General features: G+C 71.0%; 14 protein-coding genes and 1 tRNA gene. 7 read left to right on the top strand and 8 right to left on the bottom strand.

What is annotated here, in order from left to right:
• Positions 1 to 16: 16 nt before the first annotated feature.
• On the bottom strand, positions 17 to 925 hold the full coding sequence (locus HNR73_RS17785; protein ID WP_184788610.1) for an NAD-dependent epimerase/dehydratase family protein: 909 nt from the start codon (positions 923 to 925) through the stop codon (positions 17 to 19).
• Positions 926 to 1,001: 76 nt separating this feature from the next.
• Between HNR73_RS17785 and HNR73_RS17780 the strand changes: the two genes are divergently transcribed.
• Positions 1,002 to 1,607: a hypothetical protein gene (locus HNR73_RS17780; protein WP_184788609.1), complete on the top strand. Its 606-nt coding sequence runs from the start codon at positions 1,002 to 1,004 to the stop codon at positions 1,605 to 1,607.
• A 55-nt stretch (positions 1,608 to 1,662) separates the two neighbouring features.
• Here the strand turns inward: HNR73_RS17780 and HNR73_RS17775 are convergent.
• The 4 genes from HNR73_RS17775 to aspT (HNR73_RS17760) form a co-directional block, all read right to left on the bottom strand.
• Positions 1,663 to 1,747 (bottom strand) — tRNA-Leu (locus tag HNR73_RS17775).
• Between the two features lie 200 nt (positions 1,748 to 1,947).
• Entirely contained in the window at positions 1,948 to 3,642 is a 1,695-nt protein-coding gene (gene aspT / locus HNR73_RS17770; RefSeq protein ID WP_184788608.1) for an aspartate-alanine antiporter, read from the bottom strand.
• 1 nt (position 3,643) lies between these two features.
• Complete coding sequence (locus tag HNR73_RS17765) at positions 3,644 to 5,293, bottom strand: bifunctional aspartate transaminase/aspartate 4-decarboxylase (RefSeq protein WP_184788607.1); 1,650 nt, start codon at positions 5,291 to 5,293, stop codon at positions 3,644 to 3,646.
• A 19-nt stretch (positions 5,294 to 5,312) separates the two neighbouring features.
• The gene (aspT, locus tag HNR73_RS17760; protein WP_184788606.1) at positions 5,313 to 7,007 is read right to left on the bottom strand and encodes an aspartate-alanine antiporter; all 1,695 of its coding nucleotides are present in this window, start codon (positions 7,005 to 7,007) and stop codon (positions 5,313 to 5,315) included.
• A gap of 313 nt (positions 7,008 to 7,320) precedes the next feature.
• Between aspT (HNR73_RS17760) and HNR73_RS17755 the strand changes: the two genes are divergently transcribed.
• Genes HNR73_RS17755 through HNR73_RS17745 form a run of 3 tightly spaced genes read left to right on the top strand, consistent with a single transcriptional unit; the run spans position 7,321 to position 10,623 of the window.
• The gene (locus tag HNR73_RS17755) at positions 7,321 to 8,904 is read left to right on the top strand and encodes a serine/threonine protein kinase (protein ID WP_184788605.1); all 1,584 of its coding nucleotides are present in this window, start codon (positions 7,321 to 7,323) and stop codon (positions 8,902 to 8,904) included.
• Entirely contained in the window at positions 8,901 to 9,626 is a 726-nt protein-coding gene (locus HNR73_RS17750) for a hypothetical protein (RefSeq protein WP_184788604.1), read from the top strand. Before HNR73_RS17755 ends, HNR73_RS17750 begins: the two co-directional genes overlap by 4 nt.
• 25 nt (positions 9,627 to 9,651) lie before the next feature.
• Positions 9,652 to 10,623: a lactonase family protein gene (locus HNR73_RS17745; RefSeq protein WP_184788603.1), complete on the top strand. Its 972-nt coding sequence runs from the start codon at positions 9,652 to 9,654 to the stop codon at positions 10,621 to 10,623.
• Between the two features lie 8 nt (positions 10,624 to 10,631).
• On the opposite strand, the gene HNR73_RS17740 is transcribed toward HNR73_RS17745, so the two are convergent.
• The 3 genes from HNR73_RS17740 to HNR73_RS17730 are packed head-to-tail and all read right to left on the bottom strand — an operon-like array spanning position 10,632 to position 14,646.
• On the bottom strand, positions 10,632 to 12,119 hold the full coding sequence (locus HNR73_RS17740) for an FAD-dependent monooxygenase (protein WP_203686742.1): 1,488 nt from the start codon (positions 12,117 to 12,119) through the stop codon (positions 10,632 to 10,634).
• Positions 12,120 to 12,121: 2 nt separating this feature from the next.
• Positions 12,122 to 13,090, bottom strand: coding sequence for an MBL fold metallo-hydrolase (locus HNR73_RS17735; protein ID WP_184788602.1), 969 nt, complete (start codon positions 13,088 to 13,090; stop codon positions 12,122 to 12,124).
• A 35-nt stretch (positions 13,091 to 13,125) separates the two neighbouring features.
• Positions 13,126 to 14,646, bottom strand: coding sequence for a molybdopterin-dependent oxidoreductase (locus HNR73_RS17730; RefSeq protein ID WP_184788601.1), 1,521 nt, complete (start codon positions 14,644 to 14,646; stop codon positions 13,126 to 13,128).
• Between the two features lie 96 nt (positions 14,647 to 14,742).
• Here HNR73_RS17730 and HNR73_RS17725 point away from each other — a divergent pair, with 96 nt between their 5' ends.
• From HNR73_RS17725 to HNR73_RS17715, 3 genes are all read left to right on the top strand, one after another.
• A complete protein-coding gene (locus tag HNR73_RS17725; RefSeq protein ID WP_184788600.1) occupies positions 14,743 to 15,849 on the top strand; it encodes a Gfo/Idh/MocA family protein in 1,107 nt (368 codons plus the stop codon).
• A 138-nt stretch (positions 15,850 to 15,987) separates the two neighbouring features.
• Positions 15,988 to 16,827 (top strand): GDSL-type esterase/lipase family protein, encoded by an 840-nt coding sequence (locus HNR73_RS17720; protein WP_184788599.1) that lies wholly within the window; start codon positions 15,988 to 15,990, stop codon positions 16,825 to 16,827.
• 60 nt (positions 16,828 to 16,887) lie between these two features.
• On the top strand, positions 16,888 to 18,219 hold the full coding sequence (locus HNR73_RS17715; protein WP_184788598.1) for a M20/M25/M40 family metallo-hydrolase: 1,332 nt from the start codon (positions 16,888 to 16,890) through the stop codon (positions 18,217 to 18,219).
• The last annotated feature ends 9 nt before the right edge of the window (positions 18,220 to 18,228 follow it).

Genomic DNA, 18,228 nt, shown 5'->3' with positions numbered 1-18,228 from the left:
CGCTACCGGGGTGCGATCACTCCGAAGCGTTGAGGCCGTCGCGGATCCACTCGGTGACCGAGGCGTGCCGGGGACGCCAGCCGAGGGCGTCGCGGGCCGTACCGCGCACGCGGCTGTTGGAGCCGAGCGCGAACACGGCCGGTTCGTAGCCCCACTCGGCGATGGCGGAGTCGATGTCCCACGCCTCGGGCGGACCGAGTTCGAGCGCGTCGGCGATGGCCGTGGTGACGTCGAGGAACGAGGCCTCGCCGTTCTCGACGAAGAGAAAGGAACCGGCCGCGACGGTGTCGAGGGCCTTGAGATAGGCGTCGGCGACATCATCGACGTGCGCGTTCGACCAGATGTTGTGGCCGGGTCCGACGTGCCGGACGACGCCGCTCTCGCGGGCCTGGTCGACGAGGCGGGGGATCTGGACGCTGTCGCGGGAGAGGCCGCGGCCGTGCCCGTAGATGAGGGTGTTGCAGAGCACCGCCGAGCGGACACCGCGGTCGGCGGCGGCCAGTACGGCCCGGTCGAGGGCGACCCGCGCGGCCTTGTCGGGCTCGGGTTGCCAGCCGTCGAGGACGTCGGCCTCGGTGTAGACGCGGTCGGAGGCCTCGCCCCGGGAGTCGTCGCCGACGATGCTGGAGCCGCTGGTGTGGATGAGGACCTTGCCGGTGCCGGCGAGGGCGTCGATGAGCGTGTCGGCGGCCGCGCGGTGGTCGCTGCTCGCCGCGTTGATCACCGCGTCGGCCGCGCGGGCCGCCGCGGTGAGCGTCTCCACGTCGTCGAGGGTGCCGACGACGGGCTCGACGCCGAGCCCGGCGAGGGCGTCGGCCTTGCCTGTCGTCCGCGCCAGGCCGGTGACCCGGTGACCGGCCGCGATGAGGCGGACGGCGATGGAGCCGCCGATGTAGCCGGTCGCGCCGGTGATGAAGACCCGCATGAGACCTCCCGGTAGTTGCATACGCAGTCTATCGGCGAGCGCGCCCTTCCGTGGGCGAGCCCGGTACCTTGGCCCCGTGGTGACTCTGCTGACTTATGCGGGTGACGTGCCCGCCGACGCCCCCGTGCTCCGCACCGGCGGTCTGCCCCTCGTCCCGGGCGGCTTCGCGTGGCCGGACTGCTCGGAGTGCGACGGGCCGATGATGTTCCACGCGCACCTGCCCGTCGACGAGGGCGTCGTGTCGGTCTTCATGTGCCAGAACGAGCCGGGCCTGTGCGAGGAGTGGGACCCGGCGGCCGGCGGCAACCGCGCCTACCTGTTCCCGCGCGACGCGCCCCTCCGGGCCGCGAACCCGCCGGAGGAGGGCGAGACCCTCTTGACGGTCGTCAACGGCCTCCGTCCCACGGAGGTCCCGCAGCCGGAGTACCCCGACGCCCTCGAAGCCTGGACGGAAGGCGGAAACGACCGGCGCGACGCCCTCGGTCAACTCGCCGGAACCCCGTTCTGGCTCCAAGGCGACGAACACCCCGACTGCCCCGGCTGCGCCCGCCCGATGGACTTCGCCGCCATGCTCGAACCCGGCCGCGACTACCAATCGGGCATGAACTTCGGCGGCGACGGCTGGGGGTACGTGTTCACCTGCGCGGCCTGCGTGCGCGCGTCATTCCTGTGGCAGTGCTGACGCCCCCGGCAACGGTAAAGGCCCCCACCGGGGTGGGGGCCTTGGTCTTGCTCGGTGTCGAAGGGGGGACTTGAACCCCCACGTCCGATAAAGGACACTAGCACCTCAAGCTAGCGCGTCTGCCATTCCGCCACTTCGACCTGTGCGACCCACTTTACCTGGTGACCCGGGCGCTTTCGCGACCCGTTTTCCGGGTGACTCGCACGAGGCATGACAGTACACGATGGCCCTTCGGTGTTCATTCGGGAGGGGTCGGTGTCGCGTGCCCGGAAGCTCGCGTGGGGGTCATGCCCCGGGGTGGCCGGCCCCGCCCGAGCCGGCCACCCCTTGTCCCGTCGCTTCAGCCGCCCAGAGCCCGCGCCATCGCCACGACGACGGGTCCCATGAGGGGGAGCGCGACGTTCGACAGCGCGTAGACGATCGTGTAGGTCATCAGCGGCGTCGCGTTGCCCGCCGCCTGCTGGACGGCGGTGACACCCGGCGTACTGCACTGCTGGCCCGTCACGGCGCCCAGGGCGAGCGGCGCGGGCAGCTTCATGAGCTTCCACGCCACGAACAGCGACAGCGAGGCCGGCAGCAGCGTCATCAGGATCCCGGCGATCGGCAGACCGAAGCCGAACTGCTTGACCAGCTCGACCGCCTGCGGTCCCGACGTCAGCCCGACCGCGCAGATGAACGTCGCCAGCCCCAGCGTCTTGATGACCTCGGCCGCGGCCGGGTGGTACTGCCCGATCTGCGGTCTGCGGGCCCGGAACCACCCGAACGCCAGTCCCGACAGCAGGCAGCCGCCACCGGTCCCGAGCGACAGCGGCACATCGCCGAGCTGCAGCACGAGCTTGCCGATCATGAAGCCGAGGACCACGCCGATGGCGATGAACACGAAGTCGAACTTCACCGCCGGGTCGATGCGGAACCCGACCTTCGGCGTGAACGCCGCCAGGTCGGACTTCGTCCCCGTGAAGCGGACGGTGTCGCCCTTGTGGATCTCCGTCCCGTTCTTCACCGGCAGTTCGTGGTCCATGCGCGTGATCGTCGACATGAACACGCCGTGCCGTGCCTGCGGTGGGATCTGCTCGCGCAGCTCGCCGAGGGTGGCGGTGCTGAAGCCCTTGGCGTTGACGACGACGTCGGCGACGTCCAGTTCGAGGTCGGTGCCCCTTCTCGGCGCGACCTCCGGCCCGATGAGCTTGTCGCCGGCGAGGACGGCCTCGCGGGGACCGACGAGCATCACGATGTCGCCGAGCACCAGCCGGGTGTTCCCGTCGGCGGTCAGGGTGTCGCCGCCGCGCAGGACGCGTTCGACGGCGGCGCCCTTGCCGAGCGCGGTCTCCAGCTGGTCGACGGTCCGGCCGTCGGCGGCGACGACCTGGTGGGCGCGGCCGACCAGCCCGGGCAGCGCCGGGCTGGCGTTCTCGTCGGTGCTGCCGCCGCCGAGCTTGCGCCACAGCTTCTCGGCCTCGGCGCGCAGGTCGATCCGCATGATCAGCGGGAAGACCTGGCTCGACATGATCACGATCGTGATCAGCCCGCAGATGTAGGAGATCGAGTACGCGGTGCCGACGTTGGCCTGGAGCGTGGCGATCTCCGCGGCGGGCAGCGGGAGTTTCGCGATCGAGTCGGTGGCCGTACCGACCACGGCCGACTCGGTCGCGCCGCCCGCCATCAGCCCGGCGGCGGTGCCGACGTCGAGGCCCATGATGAGCACGGCTATCGCGGTGATGCCGAGGACCGTGACGACCTCGATGCACGTGAACACGCCGTACTTGAGGCTGGTCCGGTTGAGGCTGGCGAAGAACGACGGCCCCGACAGGTATCCCAGGGTGAAGATGAACATCGCGAAGGCGATGTTCTTCACCTCGTCGTTGAGCTTGACGTCGGCGATCATCCCGACCACGATCGCCACGATCAGTGTCCCGGCGACACCGCCCAGGGACAGCTTCCACACCTTGACCGCGCCGAGCGCGAAACCCAGCGCCAGGCAGAGGAACAGCGCGATCTCGGGTGTGGACTGGATGATGTTCTTGACCCAGTCCATCTCAGCCGCCGTTGGCCTTGTCGAACTCGGCCTTGTACTCCTGGCCGATCTCCCACAGCCAGGTGCCGATCTTCTCGTAGGCGTCCATCGGGAGGTTCGCCAGCGAGATGCGCACCGACCAGTCGGGCCCGTCGAATCCGCCGCCGTTGAGCAGCACGATGGAGCCCTTCTCGGCGAGCCGGAAGATCGGGTCGACGGGTTCGAAGCTCGCCCGCATCCAGTCGGCGAAGGGTTTGCCCCAGTTGCGTTCGGCCCACGACAGCAGGTCCAGTTCGGCGTAGTAGTGCGCCGACAGCGGATCCTTGGGCAGTTTGATGCCCATGCCCTTGGTGAGCGCGTTGAGGCGGCGGGCGATGATCGACTGGCAGATGTGCTTGTACTGGTCGCCGTCGTCAAGCAGGGCGGCGAGGCTGAACAGCGCCATCTGCGCCTGCTGCGGCAGGGACAGGCCGGCGGTGTGGTTGAGCGCGACCTGGCGCGAGTCGGCGACGAGCCGGTCGATGAACTTGAGCTTCTCGGGTTCCAGCGTGATCGTCGAGTAGCGCTTGTTCAGCAGCTCCTTGGTCTCGGCGTTCTGCGCGGCGAGGGCCTCGTCGAAGACGTTGTCCTCGTTGACGGCGATGACGCCTAGGCGCCAGCCGGTGCACCCGAAGTACTTTGAGAAGGAGTACACGCCGATGGTGTTGCGCGGGACGGCCGACATCAGCGAGCGGAAGCCGTTGACGAAGGTGCCGTAGACGTCGTCGGTGATGACGGTGAGCTTCTTGTTCTTCTCCTTGACGATCGTCGCGATCCGGTCGAGGGTCTCCGGCGCGAGCATCACCGAGGGCGGGTTGCTGGGGTTGACGCAGAAGAGCGCCTTGACCTTCGGGTCGGCCAGCTTGTCGATCTCGGCGTCGGGGTACTGCCAGGTGTGGAAGCCGTCCTGGTTCACCTTCGAGGCCTTGAGTTCGACCACGTTGAACTGGTAGCGCTCCAGGTTCGGGATCTCCAGGTAGGGCGTGAAGATCGGCGTCATGATCGCGATCGTGTCGCCGGGCATGAGCAGGCGGTTGATGATCGCCGAGTCGAAGATGTAGCACATCGCGGCCGTGCCGCCCTCGGTGGCGAAGAGGTCGTACTTGCCCTCGGAGGGCTCGACGCCTGCGCACATCTCCTTGATCAGGTACTTGTGCACGACCTGCTCGATGTGGGTGAGCATGCGGTCGGGGACGGGGTAGTTGTCGCCGATGACGGCGTCGGTCAGTTCGTGCACCCAGGTGTCGGCGTCGAAGCCCATCTCGCCGGTGCCGAACGCGACGCTCGACGTCAGCAGGTCGGCGCCCATCTCCTGCCGGTTCTTGGTCAGGAAGGCCGTGAAGCGCTCGGCGATGCCCTGCTTGGCGGGCATTCCGCCGAGGACGTCCCACTCGCTCCAGGCGCGGTTCGACTCCTCCAGCCCGAAGCGCAGCAGCAGCGCGAAGGCCGCGCGGGGGACCGTGGCGATCCAGTTCGGGTTGCCGCGCCCGGCGTTGAGCATCTGCTCGGCGCCCGCCTGGGTGTTCTCGTCGGCGAGGTCGATCAGCTTGTTCTTGATCTCGAACGGGCTGAGCTGGAGGAGGCGATGCTCCTCGTCGCGGGACGTGTGCGGCCGCGGTTCGGTCGTGGTCATGATCAGTTCCCCCGTGAGGTCACGCGAGCAGCGCGACGATGATCGTTCCCCAGATGGTGAGCAAGGTATTGCCGATCGCGTACGGCACCGTGTAGCCGATCACGGGGACCTGGCTCTTGGCCTGGTCGGTGATCGCGCCGATGGAAGCCGTGGTGGTGTTCGCGCCCGCGACGACGCCCAGCAGGATGGGCGTGCGGAACTTGAACCAGTACTTGCCGAGGTAGAGGCACAGGATCATGGGCAGCAGGGTGACGATGAGTCCCGCGCCGATGAGGCCGAGGCCCTCCTGTTTGACGCCGCTGATGAACTGGGGGCCGGCGGTGATCCCGACGATGCCGACGAACAGGCACAGCCCGCCCTGGCTCATCAGCCAGTTCGCGGCGGGCGGGAAGCGGCCGAAGGTCGGCGACTTCGAGCGCAGCCACCCGAAGACCAGGCCCATGATGAGCGCGCCGCCCGAGGTGGTCAGGCCGATCTCGGCGCCGGCGATGGCGAGGGTGGGGACGCCGATGAGGCCGCCGACGACGATGCCGAGCCCGATGTAGGAGAAGTCGGTCTCGTCGGAGCCGCGGTTGGGGTAGCCGATGGTGCGGGTGGCCGCCTCGACGAACTCCTTGCCGCCCTGGACGGTCAGCTCGTCGCCGCGATGGATCACCGTGGAGTCGCTCCACGGGACGGTGATCCCGCCGCGGACGAGGTTGTTGACGAACAGGCGGGGGGCGTGCGCGGCGAAGGCGTCGCCGATGGTGCTGCCGACGAGTTCCTTGTTGGTGACGACCAGCGGGAGCTTCTCGACCTCGTAGTCGAGGAGTTCCTGGTCGTCGACCTCGTCGCCCCACTTGTCGTCGACGTCGAGCGCGACGAGGTCGTGGCGGCGGGCGGTGACGGTGACGACGTCGTCGGCCCGCAGGACCGTGTCGGCGTCGAGGGCGTGGATCCCGCCGTCGCGGCGGAGTTTGTGGAGGATGACCCGGTTGCCCCAGGCGAGCGCCTCGGCCTCGACGTCGCCGACCCGGCGGCCGACGAGGGTCGGGCGGGTCAGTTTGTAGGTCCGGCGCACGACGGAGTAGTAGGCCGGGGCGGAGTCGCGTTCGGTGGCGGTGCCGAGTTCGCGCTCCATGGCGTGGGCGTCGGCGGCGAGGTCCTTGGTGCCCATCATGCGCGGGGCGATGGAGGACAGGAAGTAGGCCGCGGCGGCGGTGCCGAACAGGTAGCAGACGGAGTAGCCCACGGCGATCTGTCCTTCGAGGACCTGCGCCTGTTCGGAGGTCATGCCCGGCAGTGCCTCGATGGCCTGCCCGGCGACGCCGATCACCGACGACTGCGTCAGGCCTCCCGCGAGGAGGCCGGCGCCCCAGCCGGGCCCGTAGCCGAGGAGCTTGGCCAGGACGTAGACGACGGCCAGCCCGAACACGCAGTTGATGACGGCGAGGATGACCTGCTTGATGCCGTCCCCGCGCAGGCCGGCGAAGAACTGCGGGCCGACGTTGTAGCCCAGCGCGAACAGGAACGCGATGAACGCGACCGTCTTGACCAGGTCGGGGACCTGCGCGTGGGTGAGGGCTCCGATGAGGACGCCCGACAGCAGCGTCCCGGTGACCGCCCCAAGGGTCAGGGTCTTGTACTTGAGTTTCCCGACGAAGAAGCCCATCGCGAGGGCCAAGAAGATCGCCAGTTCGGCGTGCTGCACAAGGGTGTCTTTGAGCCAGCCCATCCATCCCCCCGGTTTCCGGCGCTGCAAGCGTCAACCTATACCGGCCTAAAACGGATGTACCGGTGCTTTACGGAAATGCTTCAGGTCGGGCCGGAAGCGGTGTCGGCTGGCCTGTCCACCGGGGACGGGGCCCGGTCGGCGCCGTCCGCCTCGACCCGCGCGAACAGGGCCGTCGGCTCGGCCGGTGCGCCCGTCGCGCCCGCGTAGGCGTGACGGGCGCGAATCCAGGGGAGACCTCCCCATGGACGGCCCGGCCGGTTCGCCCCATTCTGGTGATGGAAGATTATGTGCCCAGAGGAAACGTGGGGGAGAGATGAGCGCCGAAGGCCGTCCGTACGTCGTCGGGCCGGACGACGCCCCGGACAAGTACCGGCTGCGCCGCCAGGTCGGCGGCGGCGGGGAAGCCGAGCTGTGGGAGGCCGAGCTCACCGTGGCCGGTGAGGCCGAGCGCGTCGCCGTCAAGATCCTCCGTGACCAGCACGCGGTCAACATCGAGACCTGGCGCGAGCGCTGGGCCGAACAGGCCGAGCTGCTGCGGCTCATGCGCCACCCCGGTGTCGTCGGTGTGCACACCTATTTCGAGGGCGCCCGGATGCACCTCGCGGGGGAGACCCCGCACGAGGCCGAGGGCCGCACCCACTACCTGGTCATGAACTGGGTTGAAGGCCTCGACCTGCGCCAGTGGGTCGCCGAGGGCGACGACGACCGCCAGGCAGCCCTGCGCCACCTCATCCAGGTCGCCGACGTCCTCGACTGGCTCCACGAGGGGCGCGCCACTCCGTCGGGCCGGCCGGTCGTGCACGGCGACATCAGCCCCGGCAACGTGATCATCAACGTCGACGGCCAGGCCGTCCTCGTCGACTTCGGCCTGTTCCGCATGGCCACCGCGCAGAGCCACCCCTCCGCGGGCACCACCGGCTACAGCGCCCCCGAGGTCCTCACCTCCGGTGAGTACAGCCCGGCCTCCGACCGCTACGCCTTCGGCGCCCTCGCCTACTTCGTCCTCACCGGCCAGTCGCCGCCGGCCGACGCCGAGACGCTGCGGCTGGAGATCGCCGACGCCGTCGACCCCGGAGGTGTCGCCGACGCCGACCGCCTCGCCCTGATCTTCGCCGAGCAGCCCGCGCTGCGCCCCACCGCCGGGGAGTGGATCCGCCTGCTGCGGCAGCATTCCTCGACCGTGGCACCGCACGCCGCCCAGTCGGCGGGCCGGTCGTCCCTGCCACCGCCGAAGCCGCCGCGCCTCGGCCCCATCCCACCTGTTCAGCGCCCGACGATGTGGCGCAACCCGGTGACCGCGCGGCCAGCCGTCGGTCCCGCCCCCGTTCGGGTCGGTCCCCCCGGACCGCCGGTCAAGCGACGCAAGCGCATCGACGGGTGGCAGTGGGGCGTCGGGATCGCCGCCCTGATCCTGATCTGCGGCTTCATCGGCCTGCTCGTCGTGTCCCTGAACAACGGCGACGGCGACTCCTACGACGGCAGCGGCTATTTCCCACAGGACGAGCAGGCGGGCCCGAACGACCCGCCGCCGCCGACCGGCCTCGTCCCCGACCCCTCGCAGTCGGGTCCGACCGAGCCCGGCCCGATCATCATCGGCGGCGAGTCCCACCGGGCGCTCATCTCGGCGCCCTGCACGTCGCTGCCCAAACGCGACTTCACGCTCGTCGGCGACTACCAGTGGGTCGACCTGACCATCGGCATGAGCGACGACTCGCCGAGCGGCGCCACCGCCCTCTACACCGTCTACCTCGACGGCGAAGAGGTCGCCAGCACCACCGTGGGCGCCGGCGAGCGCTTCGACTGGCACCTGCGCCTGCGCCAGGCCAACACCCTCCGCGTCGAGGTCACCAAGGCCACCGGCGGCAACTGCGGCATCGTGGACGGCTACCTGTCATGAGCTCGCTGCCCGACCTCATCGTCGAATACGACGGCGAGCAGCGCGTCCTGATCGCCACCGACGCCCTCACCTTCGGCCGCGACGCCTCCTGTGACCTCGTCCTCGACGGCGCCGACCTCGGTGTCAGCCGCATCGCCGGGCGCCTCTCGGCGACCGGCAGCGGCTGGGCGGTCACCAACCTCAGCCGCAAGCGCCCCCTGCACATCGTCGACCCGGCGGGATTCGGCGTGCCCCTGCCCGTCGCGCCGCAGCACGGCTCGCCGAGCCGCCGCTCGGTCGACGCCTCGCCGCTGACCGTGCTCGTCGTCGGGGAGGCCTGGACCTACGCGCTGATCCTGCGCCTCGACCCGGGCGACCCGACCGGCGACATCTTCTCGCCCATCGACGAGAACCGCACGCGCACACAGCTTCCGCAGCTCACCGACCGCCGCCGCGAGGTCCTCGTCGCGATGACCGCCGGATACCTGCGGCCCTACCCCTACTACGACCCCAGGCCCAGGACCTACCAGGAGATCGCCGACGAGCTCAAGCTCGCCAAGTCCACCGTGGTCAAGCGCATCGAGCAGGTCCGCCTCGACCTCGTCGAGGCCGGGGTCCTCGGTCTGGAGAAGGAACTCGACGCCCGCCGCGCCCTGTGCGAATGGCTTCTCGCCACCCGCGTCCTCACCCCGGCCGACCTCGAATGGCTCAAGGTCCGCCGGGCCGCGCAAGATCGGTCCTGACCCGGCCGTCCCGTACGATCTGCGCATGCTCGTACTCGGTGGTTACGGCGAAGGCATCGGCCTCGCCGCAGACGACGGCACCATTGGCGTCATCCCGGTCGACCGTCCGTCCTATGTGGTCGCGGGCCGCGACGGCAAGGTCCTCTACGCCGCTCTGGAGCGTGACAACGCGCCCGGCGGCGTGCTGGCCTTCCACCCCGACGGCTCGCCGCTCGCCGAGGAGTCCAGCGGGGGAGAGGCGCCGTGCCACCTCGCGCTCCACCCGGGCGGGCACTGGCTCTTCACGGCCAACTACGGCAGTGGCACCGTCGGCGTTCTCCCGGTCTACGAGGACGGCGGTCTCGGCGCCCTGCACGAGGCGATCGCGCACATCGGGTCCGGTCCGAACCCCGACCGGCAGGAGGGCCCGCACGTCCACCAGATCGTCGTCGACCCTTCGGGCCGCTGGGTTCTGGCCGTCGACCTGGGCATCGACCAGGTCGTCGTCTACGACTTCGCCGACGGCGAGCTCAGCCGTCACGGCGCCTTCGAGTGCGTGCCGGGCACGGGCCCCCGCCACCTCGCCTTCTCCCCGGACGGGAACTCCGCCTACATCGTCGGCGAGCTCGACGACTCGCTGACCCGCTGCGCCTGGGACGCCCAGACGGGGACGCTGACCGCGGAGGGCCGCCTGCGGGTGCTCCCGGAGAACGTCGAGGTCGAGAACTTCCCGGCGGCCGTGCTCGTGTCGCCCGACGGACGCTTCGTGTACACGACCAACCGGGGCCACGACTCGATCGCGGTGGTCGAGACCGCGCCCTTCGAGCTGCGCACGACGGTGGGCTGCGGCGGCCGCTGGCCGCGCGACGCCGCGCTGTCGCCCGACGGGAAGCGCCTGTACGTGGCCAACCAGTTCAGCGGTGACGTCGCCGTCTTCGGCTTCGACAACGGTATTCCGGTGGCCGAGGGCGAGCCCTTGGCGTTCGCGTCGGCGACGAGCGTGCTGCCGCTGCGGTAGGGCCCGGTTCAGGCGGGAAACCCCAGCGCCCGGCGCGTCGCGGCGGTGACGGCGGCCGTGTCGGCGTCGTCCAGGATCGCGGCGAGGTGCCCGTCGGGCCGCACGAGCCACACTCTGCCGGGGCGTGGGTCGAGGGCCGGGGTGTGGAGTCGCAGGCGGGAAACCGGTGCGCCGGTGTCGGCGGCCGGTGGCTCGCGGTCGGCGGCGATCACGGTGAAGCCCGCGCCGAAGCGTTCCCTCAGCCGCCGTTGACCCGAGGGGGCGTCCGGGCACAGCGCGCCCGGCATCGTCCCCGGTGCGGGACCTTCCCCGTCCCACGTGGTCGTCAGGGGCGAGTCGAGGTAGGGAAAGGGCTCGTAGAGCTTCCCGGAGTCGACTTCCGCACGGGCGGCCGGGTCGCTCAGCGCCCGCTCCAGGACGTCGTGCCGGTGGGCCTTCTCCGCCTCGGTGCCCGGGACGAGGAAACGCATGGTGCGGCCGGTGACCCGCAGGTTCTCGGCGGCGGCGGCGTGCCGCTCGGCGTGGTAGCTGTCGAGCAGGCCCGGCCCGGCGAGCCCGTGCCTGGCCATCGCGATCTTCCAGGCGGCGTTCTCGGCGTCGGCGATTCCGGAGTTGAGGCCGCGGGCGCCGAACGGCGTCATGACGTGCGCGGCGTCCCCGGCGAGCAGCACCCGCCCCTCCACATAGGACGATGCGGTCCGTTGCGCGAAGCGGTACGCCGACAGCCACACGATCTCGTAGGGAGCGTCCCCGGCGATCCGGCGGACGCGCGCGTCGACCTCGCCCTTCGCGAGGGCCGCGGTGAGATCGAAGCCGGCCGGGACCTGCCAGTCGATCCGCCACACCGAGTCCGGCTGGGGATGCAGGAGCACCTGGCGGCCCGGATTCCACTCCGGGTCGAAGTGGAAGCGGCGCTGCGGCCCGAACGGCAGCTCGGCGCGGATGTCGGCGATGAGGAAGCGATCGGCGAAGGACTCGCCCTCGAAGCCGAGCCCGAGCGCGTCCCGGACGGTGCTGTGGTGGCCGTCGGCGCCGATCACGTGGGTGGCGCGGAGCTCGCCGCGTCCGGTGTGGACGGTGACGCCTTCGGCGTCCTGCGACAGGCCGCGCACGGCGGTCCCGTAGCGCAGCTCGGCGAGCGGTTCGGCCGCCACCGCCGCCTCCAGGACGGCCTCCACGCGCCACTGGGGGATGTTCACGAAAGGCGGGAAACCCGTGCCGCCGGTGGCGGGGAAGGTGATCCGGAACAGCTCGTGGTGCCGGTAGTAGGTCCGGCCGTGCGTCCACGTGACGCCTTCGGCGGCCAGGATCTCACCGCAGCCGACGCGGTGGAGGATGTCGAGGACGTCGCGCTGGGTGCAGATCGAGCGGGAGCCCACGGCGTTGCGTTTCTCCGCCGCCTCGCAGACGACCGTCGGGACGCCCCAGCGCGCCAGCAGGAGCGCGGCGGCGAGGCCGACCGGCCCGCCGCCGGCGATCACGACCGGCGCGGCCACGCTCAGCCCTTCAGCTCGTCCCAGACCTCGCGGTCGCGTTCGGCGGTCCACACGCGCGGCCAGTCGACCCCGGTGCGCTCGTCCCAGTAGCGGGAGACGTTGAAGGGCAGGCAGTGCTCGAAGATCGGCCAGTCCCCGTAGCGGGGTTCGAGGGCGGCGTGCGCGGCCTCGTAGGCGTCTTTCAGGCCGCCGCCGTGCGTGGCGGCCTCATCGACCTCGCGCATCAGGACGTGCAGGAAGTTGCGGGTCTGGTCGACGGCGGCGCCGACCGCGTCGCGCCCGTGGGCGACGTCCCCGCGCCCGCCGACGAGGATCTCGGCGTCGAGGGCCTCGACGGCCGTCAGCGTCGGGCCCGCCCAGTGCTGGTGGAAGGCGTCGCCGGTGTAGAGCGCCGCCCGCGCCTCGACGAGGTCCCCGGCGAACAGGATCCGCTGCTCGGGCAGCCAGGCCACGATGTCGCCGGCGGTGTGCCCGCGTCCGCAGTGGCGCAGGACGAGCCGTCCGCGCGTCCCGCCGAGTTCGATGACGAGCTCGTCGGTGAAGGTGAGCGTCGGCCAGGTCAGGCCCGGAATCGTCTCGGCGCCGGTGAACAGGCGCGGCATGCGACCGGCCTCCGAGGCCCAGTCGGCCTCGCCGCGCTCGGCGATCAGGCGCCGGGTCTGTTCGTGGGCGATGATGTTCTCGGCGCCGAACGCCGAGGCCCCGAGCGTGCGGACCGCGTGGTAGTGCGACAGCACCAGGAACCGCACGGGCTTGTCGGTGTGCTCGCGCAGCCGTTCCAGCCACTTCTCCGCCATCAGGGGCGTGGCGCGGGCCTCGAAGCAGACGACGAAGTCCTCGCCCTCGATGGCGCCGACGTTGGGGTCCCCCTCGGCGGTCAGCGCGTACACGCCGTCGGCGAGTACGTCGAAGGTCTCGTCCTTCTCGGCGAGATCCGCCGAGGACGCGAAGGGTACGGCCGCCTCGCCCATGTGGCCTCCAGGGCGCGGTGGCACCCGCGCCGGTCTCAGTCCACGGTGACCTTCACCGTGTGCCAGCCGCTGGCTCCGTCGGGCGCGACCGGCGTCCGCTGTTCAGTCTGCACGACTCCGGCGCCGTCGGTGGCGCGCACCGTGAGGCTGTGCTCGCCCGGGGCCGCGTCCCATTCATAGACCCATTGCCGCCACGTGTCGCCGGAGACCACATCGGACAGTCGCGCCGGCTGCCAGGCGCCGTCGTCGACGCGGACCTCGACGGCGTTGACGCCACGGTGCTGGGCCCAGGCGACGCCGGCGACGGCGACCTTGCCCGCCGCGGCCTTCCTGCGCGGGGTGTCGATCCGCGACTCGGTCTTGATCGGCGTCGGCGTCGACCACCCGCGCGGGATCCAGTAGGCGTCGAAGTCGGCGAAGGAGGTCAGTTCCAGCTCGGTCAGCCACTTCGTGGCCGACACGTACCCGTAGAGCCCGGGGACGATCATGCGCACCGGGAAACCGTGCTCGACCGGCAGCGGCTCGCCGTTCATGCCCACGGCGATCATCGCGTCCCGGCCGTCGGCGCACAGCTGGGTCGGTGCCCCGGCGGTGAAGCCGTCGGCGGACCGGCCGACGAGCTGGTCGGCCGACGCGTCCGGCCGGACCTCGGCGAGCAGGTCGGCCAGCGGTACCCCGAGCCAGCGCGCGTTGCCGACGAGCCCGCCGCCGACCTCGTTGGACACGCAGGACAGGGTGATGTCGCGTTCGATCATCGGCCGCGCGAGCAGCTCCTCGAAGGTCAGCTCGATGGGGTTGGCGCAGCGCCCGTGGATCCGCAGCGTGTAGTCGCCGGGGAGCACGTTGGGCGTCACCAGCGCGGTGTCGATGCGGTAGAAGTCGTCGTTCGGCGTGATGTAGGAGCTCAGGCCCTCCACGTCAAGGGAGACGTTCGCCGGCCGTGGCGGAGCCGGGCTCGCCGGAGCCGGCAGGACGACCTTGTCGCGGGCCTCGTTGACCGCGCTGCCCAGGCCGACGTTGCGCCCGACGGCCACCGCGACGCCCGCTCCGCCGACCGCCGCGATCGAGGTCACCAGGAACCGCCGCCGTCCGTAGACGCGCATGTCCTGGGCTTCCTCGCCTTCGGTGACGGGCGCCCTGCGCAGCAGGAACCAGCCCACCGCGAGCGCCACCACCCCCGCGACCAGCGACGGAACCGCCGCCAGCGGCCCGGCGGCCGGGCGCGTTACCGCGGCGGCCACCCCGAGCCCGGTGAACACGACCACCGCGGCGATCGCATAGACCAGGCGCCGGGTGGCCGCCATCCCCACACCCGCCGCGACGACCGCCAGGATGACGGCGGTGCCGATCTGCAGAGCGAGTTTGTCGCCGGTCCCGAACACCGAGATCGCCCACTGCTTCACCGGCTCCGGCGTGGCCTTGACGACCTGGTCGCCGACCGCCACCAGGGGCGCGTCGGCCGCCCCGGTCAGCGCGGCGACCAGCTCACCGACGCCGAGCGCGACGGCGGCGGACACGACTCCGGCGAGGGCTCCGGCCCACGTTCTCACTCGCATGCCTCCATCATCTGCCCTCGCGCGCGTCGAGAGCCCGCGCGTTAGGGGTCCGTAAGCATTTGCACGGCCACGTGGTGAAGGTCATCATTGCCACTCATGACCGAGCTGAACCCATTTCGCGTAGGACTCATCGGCTGCGGCAACATCAGCGGCCAGTACCTGTCCACATTGGCCCGCCTGCCCGGTGTCTCCGTCACCGCGTGCGCCGACATCGACCCCGAACGGGCCGCCGCCGTCGCCCGGGAACACGGCATTCCCCGCGCGACCGGCGTCGACGCGCTCCTCGCCGACCCCGACATCGACGCCGTGCTCAACCTGACCATCCCGGCCGTGCACGCCACCGTCACACGCGAGGCGATCGCGGCGGGCAAGCACGTCTGGTCGGAGAAGCCCCTCGCCCTCGACCGCGCCGACGTCGACCGCATCCGCGAAGAGGCCGCCCGCGCCGGCGTGCGGGTCGGCTGCGCCCCCGACACCTTCCTCGGCGCCGGACTCCAGAGCTCCATCGGCGCCATCGTCGACGGCGCCATCGGCCGGCCCGTCGCCGCCACCGCCTTCTTCACGACCCCCGGACCCGAAGCCTGGCACCCGGATCCGGAGTTCTTCTACGCCCCCGGCGGCGGCCCGCTCCTCGACATCGGCGTCTACCCGATCACCGCGCTCGTCGCCGTCTTCGGCGCCGTCGAAGCCGTCAGCGCCCAGTCCCAGCGCAGCGTCCCCACCCGCACCATCGGCTCGGGCGCCAAGGCCGGCCAGGAGATCCCCGTCGAGGTCGCCACGCATTACAGCGTGTCCCTCCGCTTCGCCGGGGGAGGCCTTGCCACCCTCGTGACCTCCTTCGACGTCCCCGCCCACGAACTACCGCACATCGAGGTCTACGGCGTCGAGGGCACCATGACCCTCCCCGACCCCAACCGCTTCGACGGCGGCCCGCGCGTCCGCCGCCGCGGTGAGAACGCGTGGACCACGCTCCCGCACACCAACGGCTACCTCGGGCTCCAGCGCGGCATCGGCCTCGCCGAACTCGCCGGCTCGATCGAGGCGGGCGTACCGCACCGGGCCTCCCTCGACCTGGCCGCCCACGTCCTCGACACGATGCTCGCGATCGACGAGTCGGCGGCGTCCGGCGCCGAGGTCGTGCTGCGGACGACCTGCGAGGCTCCGCCGCCGGTCGCGAAACTCATCGAGGCCCCGGCGGGCTGAACCGTTCCACGGTGGTCCTCCGATCGGGGGACCACCGCGCGCCGCCGACGCGGAAAAACACGAAGCCGCCGCCGATATGCCCGAAATATGACTAATCTCCTGTCAGGTTCACTTGCTCGGGACGCCCGGGAGGTCATCATGGGTCGACGTCGTGGTCTGCTCGCCGCTCTCACCGTCCTCACCGGCGGTGTTCTGCTTCTCGGCGCCGCACCGGCCGCCGCGGAGGACCCGGAGCCCTTCCCTGCCTCGATCGCCGGTCTCGGCGACTCCATCACGCGCGGCTTCAACGCCTGCGGCTGGTACTTCGACTGCACGGCGAGGTCGTGGAGCACCGGCGACAGCGACCGCGTCGACGGCCACTACCGCCGCCTCACCGCCTACAACCCGGCCATCGAGGACAACCGGCACAACAACGCCGAGACGGGCGCGACCTCAGCCGACCTCGTCGCCCAGGCCGCCGCCACCGTCGAGCAGCGCGTCGACTACCTGACCGTCCTGATCGGCGCCAACGACGCCTGCGCCGACACCGAGGCGGGCATGACGACCCCCGAGCAGTACCGCACCAACATCGCGGCGGCCTTCGCCGCCCTCAAGGAAGGCCTCCCCGAGGCCAAGATCTTCGTCGCCAGCATCCCCGACCTCTACCGCCTGTGGACGGTCAACAAGGACAGCGCGACCGCCCGGGAGACCTGGGAGACCGCCGGGATCTGCCAGTCGATGCTCGCCGACCCGGCCTCCACCGACCCGGCCGCCGAACAGCGCCGGATGAACGTCCGCCAGCGCGTCCTCGACTACAACACCGCGCTGAGCGAGATCTGCGCCGGCTACGGCGAGAACTGCCGCTACGACGGCAACGTCGTGTTCAACACCGAGTTCGGGGCCGACGAGGTCTCCCGCTGGGACTTCTTTCACCCGAACGCCGAGGGCCAGCGCAGGCTCGCGGAGGTCACCTTCGCCTCCGCCTTCGATCCGCGCTGATCACCCCGACCGCCCCCACCGGCTCCCCGTCGCGCGACCAGGCCCTGGTATGAAAGGGGCATGACCGCAGCCGAAAGCCACCCCCCGCACCCCCTCGCCGTCGACGAGGTCGTCGACATCTGCCGGGACCTGCTGCGGATCGACACGACCAACACCGGTGACAACGACACCTCCGCCGGTGAGCGCGCCGCCGCCGAGTACGTCGCCGAGAAGCTCGCCGAGGTCGGCCTCGAACCCTTCATCACCGAGTCCGCGCCCGGCCGCGCCAGCGTCATCGCCCGCTACGAGGGCGCCGACCCGAGCCGCAACGCGCTGCTCGTCCACGGCCACCTCGACGTCGTGCCCGCCGACCCGAGCGAATGGTCGGTGCACCCCTTCTCCGGCGAGGAGAAGGACGGCTACCTGTGGGGCCGGGGCGCGATCGACATGAAGGACTTCGACGCCATGGTCCTGGCCCTCGTGCGGCAGTGGAAGCGCGAAGGCCGCGTCCCGCCGCGCGACCTGGTCCTGGCCTTCCTCGCCGACGAGGAGGCCGGCAGCACCTACGGCGCCCACCACATCGTCGACAACCACGCCGACCTGCTCGACGGCGTCACCGAGGCCGTCGGCGAGGTCGGCGGCTTCTCGGTGTCGATGAACAACGACCTGCGCCTGTACCTCATCGAGACCGCCGAGAAGGGACTCGACTGGCTCCGCCTCAGCGTCAGCGGCCGCCCCGGCCACGGCTCGATGATCCACGACGACAACGCCGTCACCCGCCTCGCCGAGGCCGTCGCCCGCGTCGGCCGGCACAAGTTCCCGGTCGTGATCACCCCGACCGTCCGGGCGTTCCTCGAAGAGGTCTCCGACATCCTCCAGGTCGAACTCGACCTGGAGAACCCCGAGGAGATCATCGCCAAGCTCGGCCCGATCGCGCGCATCATCGGCGCCACGATCCGCGACACGGCCAACCCGACGCGCCTCGACGCGGGGTACAAGGACAACGTCATCCCCGGCCGCGCGCAGGCCACCATCGACTGCCGCACCCTCCCGGGCCGCTCCAAGGAGTTCGAGCGGCAGCTGCGCGAACTCGTCGGCCCCGGCGTCGAGGTCGACTACATCCACCGCCAGCCCGCGCTGGAGACCTCCTTCGACGGCCCCCTCGTCGACGCGATGTCCGACGCGCTGCGCGCCGAGGACCCGGGCGCGCGCCCGGTCCCGTACATGCTGTCCGGCGGCACCGACGCCAAGGCCTTCAACCGCCTCGGGATCCGCGGTTTCGGTTTCGCGCCGCTCAAGCTCCCCGCCGACCTCGACTTCGCGTCGCTGTTCCACGGCATCGACGAGCGCGTGCCCGTCGACGGCCTGAAGTTCGGCGTGCGGGTCCTCGACCGCTTCCTCTCCAACAGCTAGACCGCACCC

This window comes from Phytomonospora endophytica (assembly GCF_014202425.1).
GTDB lineage: Bacteria > Actinomycetota > Actinomycetes > Mycobacteriales > Micromonosporaceae > Phytomonospora > Phytomonospora endophytica.
The sequence above is the reverse complement of the archived record's forward strand: the minus strand, read 5'-3'. Positions and strand labels throughout refer to the sequence as shown.